We start from the raw sequence: 8,776 nt of genomic DNA on the forward strand, positions 1-8,776 counted from the left end.
ATCGAATGCCGGTGATGACGCGATCGATGCGCGTATCTTCTCGATAGGCTGCGTGCACGATGACGCCTACAATAATTCTTTTGGCGCTCCGCCACGGCATCTCAGGCGACCGTGCCGAAGATGGCCCCGATCCCGGCCGTCACGGCCATTGCGAGAGCCCCCCAGAACGTCACGCGGATCGTCGGCTTCAGGATGTCGGCTCCGCCGGCTCTGGCGCCGATCATGCCGAGCAGGGCCAGGAACACGAGCGAACCAACTGAAACAGCTGGCAGCAGCCAGCTCGATGGCGAGACGAGCACGAGCGCCAACGGCGCGGCCGCTCCGAGGGAAAAGGTCGCCGCGGACGCCAGCGCTGCTTGCACGGGACGCGCCGTGGTGATCTCCGAGATGCCGAGTTCGTCCCTGGCATGGGCGCCCAATGCGTCCTTGGCCATGAGCTGCTCCGCGACCTGGCGGGCAAGCCCGGTCTCGACGCCTCGGGAGACATAGATCTGAGCCAGTTCCTTCTTCTCGAACTCCGGATCACTCGCGAGTTCGCGCTTTTCACGTGCGAGATCGGCATGCTCAGTGTCGGACTGCGAACTGACAGAAACATATTCCCCCGCAGCCATGGACATGGCGCCGGCGACTAGACCGGCGACGCCCGTCAGCAGGACATTGCTTGAGGAGGCCGCTGCCGAAGCCACGCCCAGGATCAGGCTCGCCGTCGAGATGATCCCGTCGTTTGCGCCCAGCACAGCGGCGCGCAGCCAGCCAATTCGCCCGACAAGGTGCCTCTCGTTATGCATGCGACTCATGTCAGCCTTGCTCCATTGATTTCATCCGCAGCGCTTCCCTCACACAAGCATTGCTGAAATCCCGGTTTGATCTACCAGAGGGAGATGTCTTGGAACTTACAGAAGCTCGATATCCCATCGGGGGAATACGCCTCGAAGCATGGTATCGACAAAGCTCGCGCTGCGAGACGCCCCCCGTTCGGAGTCCTTGGGAAATGGCAACAGACACACCGCCTGCCGGGCCGAAATCGCGTGCCAGGCTGCCGCCAGGCGTCTGGGCGCTCGGTTTCGTCAGCATGTTCATGGACATCTCGTCGGAGATGGTCAACGCGCTGCTGCCGGTCTATCTCGTAACCGTGCTCGGCGCGTCGACGCTGACGGTCGGCTTCATCGAAGGCATCGCGGAAGCGACCGCCAATATCACCAAAATCTTCTCGGGCGCGCTGTCCGACTGGCTCGGCAAGCGCAAGTTGCTGACCGCCCTCGGATACGGTCTCGCTGCCGTCACCAAGCCGATCTTTCCGCTGGCCAACTCGGTCGGCTGGGTGGTCGCCGCACGTTTCATTGATCGTATCGGCAAGGGCGTCCGTGATGCTCCGAGGGACGCGCTCATCGCCGATCTTGCGCCGGCGGAGGTGCGGGGCGCGAGCTTCGGCCTGCGGCAGGCGCTCGATACGGTCGGCGCCTTTGTCGGGCCGCTCGCCGCGATCGTCCTGATGTCACTCAGCTCCGACAATTTCCGCTTCGTGTTCTGGATCGCGATCATCCCGGCGTTCATCTCGCTCGCCGTGATGATATTCGCCGTCCGCGAACCGGTCCGGCGTGAAACCGATGCCAAGCCGCGACTGCGCCTCGCGGATGCGAAACGCCTGTCCCGCCCGTTCTGGATCGTGGTCGGCGTCGCCACGATCCTGACGCTCGCGCGGTTCTCGGACGCGTTTCTCATCCTGCGTTCCCAGAATGTCGGTCTGCCGATCGCGCTGGTGCCCGTCGTCATGGTGGTGATGAACGTCGTCTATGCGCTTGGCGCCTATCCGGCCGGCGCCCTCTCCGACCGGATCGGCCGAGGCGGCTTGCTCGCGGTCGGCATCGTCTGCCTGATCGTCGCCGACCTCATCCTCGCGCTCGGCACAACGGTTCCTCTGGTCATGCTCGGCGTGGTGTTCTGGGGGCTGCACATGGCGCTCACCCAAGGCCTCTTTGCCAGCCTCGTGGCCGATACCGCGCCCGAGGATCTGCGCGGGACGGCGTTCGGCGTGTTCAACTTCGCGGGGGGCATCGCCATGCTGATCGCGAGCGTCATCGCCGGCGGCTTGTGGGACGCTTACGGTCCGGCAGCGACCTTTCTGGCCGGCGCGGGGTTCACCGTGGTTGCGTTGATCGCTTTCGGCCTGTCGCAATACTGGGCCGGCGGCGCCTCCCCGGACCCAAGCAAGGATTGATCTGCCCTCTCGCCCCGAGACTCAGGCCGTCAACCATCCGCGCCAGAATCCCTTCAGGATCTCCAGAACGACAACCAGACCTACGGCGATGCCGAACGCGACGGCGAGATCATCGGCGTGCAGAGGCCCGAAGCGAAAAAGATCGCGCGCCCACGCCAGGGCAGTGCCCAGTAGGACGCCGGCCACGGCGCTTACCCGCCACAGCGCGTGATTGTCCCACCGCAGCGCCCCGCGCACCGAGCTGTCGAAGGAGCGGTTGCCCAGCACCAGTCCCAGATTGGCCAGGACGAGCGACACGAAGGTGAGCGCACGCACATCCTCCGCGGGCATGCCGCGCCGCAGCGCAAGCAGATAGAGTACGGCAACCGCCGCGAAGGCGAGAACGCCCTGCAGCAGGCTCCAGAGCACGAGCCCCGACGTGAACAGATGGCTCGTCACCGCGCGCGGCCGTCGGCTCATGATGTCCTTCTCCTCCTTTTCCGCCTCGAAGACCAACGAACAAACGGGATCGATGATCATCTCGAGAAAGGCGATGTGGATCGGCGAGAAGATGATGGACAGGCCGGTCAGCAACGGTAAATGCAATTACATGCTGTCCGGTTCAACCGTGAATGAGCTTCCGTCAATATTCTTCGTAGGTGGCGGGAACAGCCCCGGAGATATTCTCCGCTTGCTTGCCTTCGACGATGAGCATAGCTGTCGCGGCCTCAATGCGACGCTCAAGTTCCGTCATGAAATGCCGCCGATCAAGTCCAGGCTGGATTGGTGGCAGAAACTCAACGAGGACCGTGCCGGATCGTTTTAGGAAGGAGCGCCGGCGCCAGAATAGACCAGAACTGAGCGCTACCGGCACGACCGGAAGACCAAGCTGCATGTAAAGCGCGGCGACCCCGGGATGATAGGCTTGGCGAGCTGCCACCGGCGTGCGCGTCCCCTCCGGGAAGATCGCGATCGAGCGACCGTCTGCTATCGCAGAGCGAGCTGCCGCGACCATCGGTCTTAGTGCTTTCGGGCCTGCCTCGCGATCGATGATGATCGCCTCGCCGCGTTTCATATACCAGCCAAATACCGGTATCCTCGCCAAGCTCTGCTTCAGCACGATCGCCGGATTCTTAAGCAAGACCCACAGCGCAATGGTCTCCCAGGCGGACTGGTGCTTGAGCGCAACGATAACCGGGCCTTCGGGCAGATTATGTCTGCCGCGCACCTCGTAGGTCAGTCCGACGATTGACCGCAGTAGCGACAGGGAAACGGTCGCCCACAGTTCGGATACCCGCGCAGCCGCGCGTTGCGAGATGAAAAGCGCTGGTAAGGCAAGGACAGAAAGAAGAGTTGTCCAAGAATAGAACGCCAGGTCGAATAGGAGGGAGCGAACGAGGGTCACCGTGCAAGGCCTCCGCTATACGCCGGACGGGAAACTGATTGAGGGGGCGCATCGACATCCGCCGCATCAATCTTGTGCAGCTGCTCCCAGCTCTGGATGTAATCGCGGGTCAGCGGTGCGGCATTGACACGCTTGCTCACCTGAATCTGGAAATTGATGAGGCCGCCGTGGCGAAAGGCTGCTTCGCAACTGGCCAGGTAGAATTCCCACATCCGGCAGAACCGCTGGTCGTAGATTTCCGCGACGCGCCCACGGTTTGCGATGAACCGTTGCCGCCACGCCTTCAGCGTTTCTGCATAATGTAGCCGCAGTATCTCGATATCGGTCACGTACAGTCCGGCCCACTCGATGGCGGGCAGAATCTCCGACAGCGCCGGGACGTACCCACCCGGAAAGATGTACTTGTTGATCCAGGCGTTGGTCGCGCCGGGGCCGTCGGCGCGACCAATCGTATGGATCATTGCCACCCCGTCGTCCGTGAGGAGATTCCTGACCTTCTTGAAGTATTCGCGGTAATGTCCCACCCCGACATGCTCAAACATGCCGACCGAGACGATGCGGTCATACCGACCTTCTTCTTGGCGATAGTCCTTTAGCAAGAATCTCACCCGGTCCCCCAGGTCCGTCTCGGCAGCGCGTCGTTCGGAGTATGCGTGTTGCTCGGTCGACAGTGTCAGGCCTGTAACGTCAACGGCGGCAACCTGGGCGAGATAGAGACCGAGCCCACCCCATCCAGATCCGATGTCGAGAACCCGCTGCCCTGAGCTCAGTAGCAACTTAGCCGCCAGGTGACGCTTCTTTTGTTCTTGTGCGCGCTCCAGTGTGTCGTCACTTGAGTTGTAGTACGCACAGGAATACTGACGGTCTGCGTCTAGAAATTGCTCGTAGAGCGCGTCCGACAGGTCGTAGTGGTGCGCGACGTTCGCGCGTGCGACTGGGATGGGATTGTTCACAACCATCCCACTCAACCTATTTCGATCACTCTCAATCACGCTTCTTCCCATTGCATCACTTGAATTTTCTGGCTTGTCGCGCGTCCGGACGCTATGGCATATTGGGGTCGGTTTTGAGGGGATCAATCGCCCTTTTGACCCCAGTCGCCGACCCCTACTACGCCCCTGGCGACCCCACTTGAGAGCCGATGGGAGAGCCCCCGTGCCAAGCCTTACCGATGGAGAAATACGCCGCGCTCTGAAACAGGTGGAGCAGACCGGCAAACAGCTAAGCCTGGTTGATGGCGAGGGGCACGGCACGGGCCGTCTTGTCCTAGTCATGAAGCCGATGCCCACTCGCGTCACAGCGGACTGGATGGCGCAGCAGTGGCGAGATCAGAAGCGCCTCAAGAAGAAGCTCGGCTCGTATCCGTCGATGTCGCTCAGCAAGGCGCGCGAAGTTTTCACCCGCGATTTCGCCGACATGATCCAGAAGGGTCGCAGCATCAAGATCGCCGGCGACACACGCCCCGGCACCGTAGCCGACCATCATGATCGGGAAGAGTTCCTCCCGGTCGCGTGTCTCGGCACCGACCTGATCAGTGATCGCCACGACGGTCGCATTTGCCAGCTCGGCGCAGAAGTCCGCCAGCTTGTTGCCATGTCCCCTCAGGCTGAGCAGGATGACGATTCCGAATAGCTTTCGGATGGCCCCAACGCACTGCTGGTGGTTAAGCGGGCGCGCCGGGTCGAAGGCGCGTTTTGTGTCGTTGGCTAAATCCACCAGCCCGTGATCAACGAGGCCCTCATCCAGCTTATCGAGAAGCTCCGGATGGTCGACCTCGAGTAGCGAGTATCCCAGCTCGCCGAGAGCGTTGCTCAGATATTCTTCCATCCCAACGAAATCAAAGATCCTGGCGGCCTCGATATAGAGTTCCGCGGCAATTTTGTGGTTGCCAAGATTGCTCTCGCAGTTACCGATCTGATGCAGGGTCTCCACTGAAGCGCGCCGCGTCGCGTGCGGCCGACAGCATGACGTCGAGCTTCTCCGCCGGCGCCAAGTCCGCCTTCGAGGCAACGGGCGGCTCCTCGACCGCAGGCACGGTCGGCGGCGAGACGGAGGCCGCCAACCACGCCTCCACCGGTCAGAGCACCTCTTCCCGTCAGGGACCGCCCGATTGGGCCAAGCGCATGAAGCGCTCTCAGAACATCACGCATGGCGTCCAGGCCGCCGCGCATGCCGTCCGCTCAGGTGACAGCCATGGCGGCGGCTCTTCCATCAACCTTTCCGAAAGCGACCGCTGATGAGCCTCTTCAAACGACCAGCAACCCACTATGGCAAATCACCCGAACCCGAGACGCCCTACCAGCGCGCCGGCCAGGTCTGGGACGAACGCATCGGCTCCGCCCGTGTGCAGGCGAAGAACTGGCGGTTGATGGCGTTTGGCTCGCTGATCCTGTCTGCCGGCTTCGCCACAGCGCTTGTCTGGCAGTCGGCGCGCGGAACGATCGTGCCATGGGTAGTGCAGGTCGATCGCCTCGGGCAGGCGCAGGCCGTCGCACCCGCGACCGCCGACTATCAGCCGACCGATCCGCAGATGGCCTGGCATCTCGCGCGTTTCATCGAGCAAGTCCGCTCGATCCCGGCAGACGCCATCATCGTGCGGCAGAACTGGCTGCGCGCGTATGAGTTCACGACCTCGGCCGGCGCGATGGCGCTCAACGACTACGCCCGGGCCAACGACCCCTTCACCAAGGTCGGCAAGCAGCAGATTTCGGTCGACGTTTCTTCCGTCATCCGCGCATCCCCCACGAGCTTCCGCGTCGCCTGGGTCGAGCGCCGCTATCAGGACGGCGCTCTCGCCGAGACATCACGCTGGACCGCCATCCTCACCATCGTCGTGCAGCCGCCGCGCACCGCCGAAAAACTCCGCGCCAACCCGCTCGGAATCTACGTCAACGCCATCAACTGGTCACGGGAGCTGGGACAATGAAGTCGTCTTTCCGTAAAGCCGGAAACCCGGCTTCACACACATCCGCATCGCAGGTTTTGCGCAAAGCCGCGCTGCCGCTCCTTCTCCTCGCGACGAGTGCGCTCGCCGGCTGCGCCACCACGCAGAAGCCGCCGGAGATCAGCTATGATGACGCAGCACCCGCCGTCCAAACCGTCGATCCCCCGGCGCCGGTCACCGTGGTCGAACTCCCCCGGCCGCTGCCGCTCCCCGGCCAGATGAAGCCGGTCGAGACGACACGAAGCGCGCCGGAGGCGACCGATCCGGCCGCTCGCGTCAACCAGGCCAATGCCGCCGCCCGTGTGCAGCCCGTTCGCAACGGCTTCATCAACTCAATGCAGGTCTATCCCTTCACACAGGGCGCGCTCTATCAGGTCTACACCGCCGTCGGGCAGATCACCGACATCGCCCTCCAGCCCGGCGAGCAGCTCGTTGGCTCGGGACCCGTCGCCGCCGGCGACACCGTGCGCTGGATCATCGGCGACACCGAGAGCGGATCCGGCGCGACGCGACAAATCCACATCCTGGTGAAACCAACCCGCGCCGAGCTGATGACCAACCTGGTCATCAACACCAACCTGCGCACCTACCACATGGAGCTGCGCTCGACCGAACGCACTTATATGGCTTCGGTCTCCTGGCAATATCCGCATGATCAGCTTATCGCGCTCCGTCGTCAGAACGTCGAAGCGCAGGCTGCCCAGCCGGTCGCCACCGGCATCGATCTGTCCCGTGTCAATTTCCGCTACGAGATTGACGGTGACCGTGCGCCGTGGCGTCCGCTCCGTGCCTTCGACGACGGCCGCCAGGTCTTTATCGAGTTTCCACGCGGCATTGGTCAGGGCGAGATGCCGCCGCTCTTCGTCGTCGGGCCGGAAGGCAACACCTCCGAGCTGGTGAACTACCGGGTCCGCGGGAACCACATGATCGTCGATCGCCTGTTCGCCGCCGCCGAGCTGCGCTTCGGCGCGGGCGATCGCCAAAAGCGCGTGCGCATCACCCGCACCGACGGGAGGCCGGCTTCGTGAGCGACATCGATTCCCGGAAAGAGGAAGGGCCTGAGCCGGACAACGTCGAGCAGCCCCTGACCGGCGAGCCGGCACCGCCGATGCGGCTGCGCGCCGAAACGCCCCGTGTCACGCGATTGTCGAGGAAGGTGCTGGCTGGCCTGGGTCTCGTCGCCAGCGTCGGCATCGGCGGCGCGCTGATCTACGCGCTCCAGACCCGGGACGGCGGCCGTCCGAACGAGGAGCTGTATTCGACAGACAACCGCACCACCGCCGATGGGCTTGCCGGCCTGCCGCGTGATTATACGGGGCCGGTGCTCGGGCCACCACTGCCCGGCGATCTCGGCCGCCCGATGCTCGACGCGCAGAACCGGGGCCAGCCCGTCCCGGTTCCTGGCATGGCGGCGTCCAATCCGGGCCTCAGCGCTGAGGAACAGCGCCGGCTTCAGGAACTGGAGGCGGCACGGACGGCGCGGCTGTTCGCTTCGACCGAGACGAGAACGACGTCCACGGCGGCGGCATCACCAGGCGGAACGCCATCCGCCCACCCCCAACTGCCTCTGCCCGACTTGACGAGCCTTGGCCTTGCACCGCAGCCGGCCACACCGACCGCGCAGGACCGCCAGCTCGCCTTCCTCAACGCCGCCGCCGATCGGCGGACGGTCTCCCCGGATCGCGTCGCGGCGCCGGCATCGCCGAACATACTGCAGGCCGGCGCGGTGATCTCGGCGGCACTGATCACCGGCATCCGCTCCGATCTTCCTGGCCAGATCACCGCCCAGGTGACCGAGAACATCTACGACAGCCCAACCGGCCGCATCCTGCTCGTGCCGCAGGGCACACGCATCATCGGCCAATACGACAACAATGTTCAGTTCGGCCAAAGCCGTGTGCTGCTGGTCTGGAACCGACTGATCTTCCCGAACGGGCGGTCGATCGTGTTAGAGCGCCAGCCAGGCGCCGACGCGGAGGGCTATGCCGGCTTGCAGGACGGCGTCGACTATCACTGGTGGGATCTGGCCAAAGCAGCGGGTCTCTCCACGCTGCTGAGCATCGGGGCCGAGCTCGCCACAAACGATGACGACCGCCTGATTCAGGCAATCCGCAACGGCGGGCAAGGCACGATTAACGATGCTGGCCAGCAGATCGTCCGTCGCCAGTTGAACGTCGCGCCGACGCTGACTGTCCGTCCGGGATTCCCCGTCCGCGTCATCGTCACGCGA

General features: G+C 63.7%; 7 protein-coding genes and 3 pseudogenes. 6 read left to right on the plus strand and 4 right to left on the minus strand.

Going from position 1 to position 8,776, the window contains the following annotated elements; translation table 11 throughout:
* Window positions 1–101 precede the first annotated feature (101 nt).
* Window positions 102–797, minus strand: coding sequence for a VIT1/CCC1 transporter family protein (locus tag V5F48_RS21220; protein WP_213375305.1), 696 nt, complete (start codon window positions 795–797; stop codon window positions 102–104).
* Window positions 798–991: 194 nt separating this feature from the next.
* Between V5F48_RS21220 and V5F48_RS21225 the strand changes: the two genes are divergently transcribed.
* Complete coding sequence (locus tag V5F48_RS21225; protein WP_394071875.1) at window positions 992–2,218, plus strand: MFS transporter; 1,227 nt, start codon at window positions 992–994, stop codon at window positions 2,216–2,218.
* 21 nt (window positions 2,219–2,239) lie between these two features.
* On the opposite strand, the gene V5F48_RS21230 is transcribed toward V5F48_RS21225, so the two are convergent.
* The 3 genes and pseudogenes from V5F48_RS21230 to V5F48_RS21240 form a co-directional block, all read right to left on the minus strand.
* A complete protein-coding gene (locus V5F48_RS21230) occupies window positions 2,240–2,791 on the minus strand; it encodes a cation transporting ATPase C-terminal domain-containing protein (protein WP_394071842.1) in 552 nt (183 codons plus the stop codon).
* A gap of 49 nt (window positions 2,792–2,840) precedes the next feature.
* Entirely contained in the window at window positions 2,841–3,602 is a 762-nt protein-coding gene (locus V5F48_RS21235; protein ID WP_394071843.1) for a lysophospholipid acyltransferase family protein, read from the minus strand.
* Window positions 3,599–4,549 (minus strand): annotated as a pseudogene (locus V5F48_RS21240) (class I SAM-dependent methyltransferase); the annotation flags it as partial. The gene V5F48_RS21235 and the pseudogene V5F48_RS21240, both read right to left, overlap by 4 nt.
* Window positions 4,550–4,757: 208 nt before the next feature.
* Between V5F48_RS21240 and V5F48_RS21245 the strand changes: the two are divergent.
* The 5 genes and pseudogenes from V5F48_RS21245 to V5F48_RS21265 all read left to right on the plus strand — a co-directional run.
* Window positions 4,758–5,081, plus strand: a pseudogene (locus V5F48_RS21245) (site-specific integrase); the annotation flags it as partial.
* 404 nt (window positions 5,082–5,485) lie between these two features.
* A pseudogene (locus V5F48_RS21250) lies at window positions 5,486–5,839 on the plus strand (P-type conjugative transfer protein TrbL); the annotation flags it as partial.
* A complete protein-coding gene (gene trbF, locus V5F48_RS21255) occupies window positions 5,839–6,528 on the plus strand; it encodes a conjugal transfer protein TrbF (protein ID WP_394071844.1) in 690 nt (229 codons plus the stop codon). The pseudogene V5F48_RS21250 and the gene trbF, both read left to right, overlap by 1 nt.
* Complete coding sequence (trbG, locus tag V5F48_RS21260; protein WP_394071845.1) at window positions 6,525–7,574, plus strand: P-type conjugative transfer protein TrbG; 1,050 nt, start codon at window positions 6,525–6,527, stop codon at window positions 7,572–7,574. Before trbF ends, trbG begins: the two co-directional genes overlap by 4 nt.
* Window positions 7,571–8,776, plus strand: a 1,206-nt coding sequence (locus V5F48_RS21265) for a TraB/TrbI/VirB10 family type IV secretion system protein (RefSeq protein ID WP_394260236.1), incomplete at its 3' end; no start/stop codon positions are given. The genes trbG and V5F48_RS21265, both read left to right, overlap by 4 nt.

It is taken from the genome of Xanthobacter autotrophicus ATCC 700552, from assembly GCF_043194565.1.
Classification (GTDB): Bacteria; Pseudomonadota; Alphaproteobacteria; order Rhizobiales; family Xanthobacteraceae; genus Xanthobacter; species Xanthobacter autotrophicus_F.

Coding starts and splice junctions, on each gene's coding strand:
- V5F48_RS21220 (WP_213375305.1), bottom strand. CDS start 797: ATGAGTCGCATGCATAACGAGAGGCACCTTGTCGGGCGAATTGGCTGG.
- V5F48_RS21225 (WP_394071875.1), top strand. CDS start 992: ATGGCAACAGACACACCGCCTGCCGGGCCGAAATCGCGTGCCAGGCTG.
- trbF (WP_394071844.1), top strand. CDS start 5,839: ATGAGCCTCTTCAAACGACCAGCAACCCACTATGGCAAATCACCCGAA.
- trbG (WP_394071845.1), top strand. CDS start 6,525: ATGAAGTCGTCTTTCCGTAAAGCCGGAAACCCGGCTTCACACACATCC.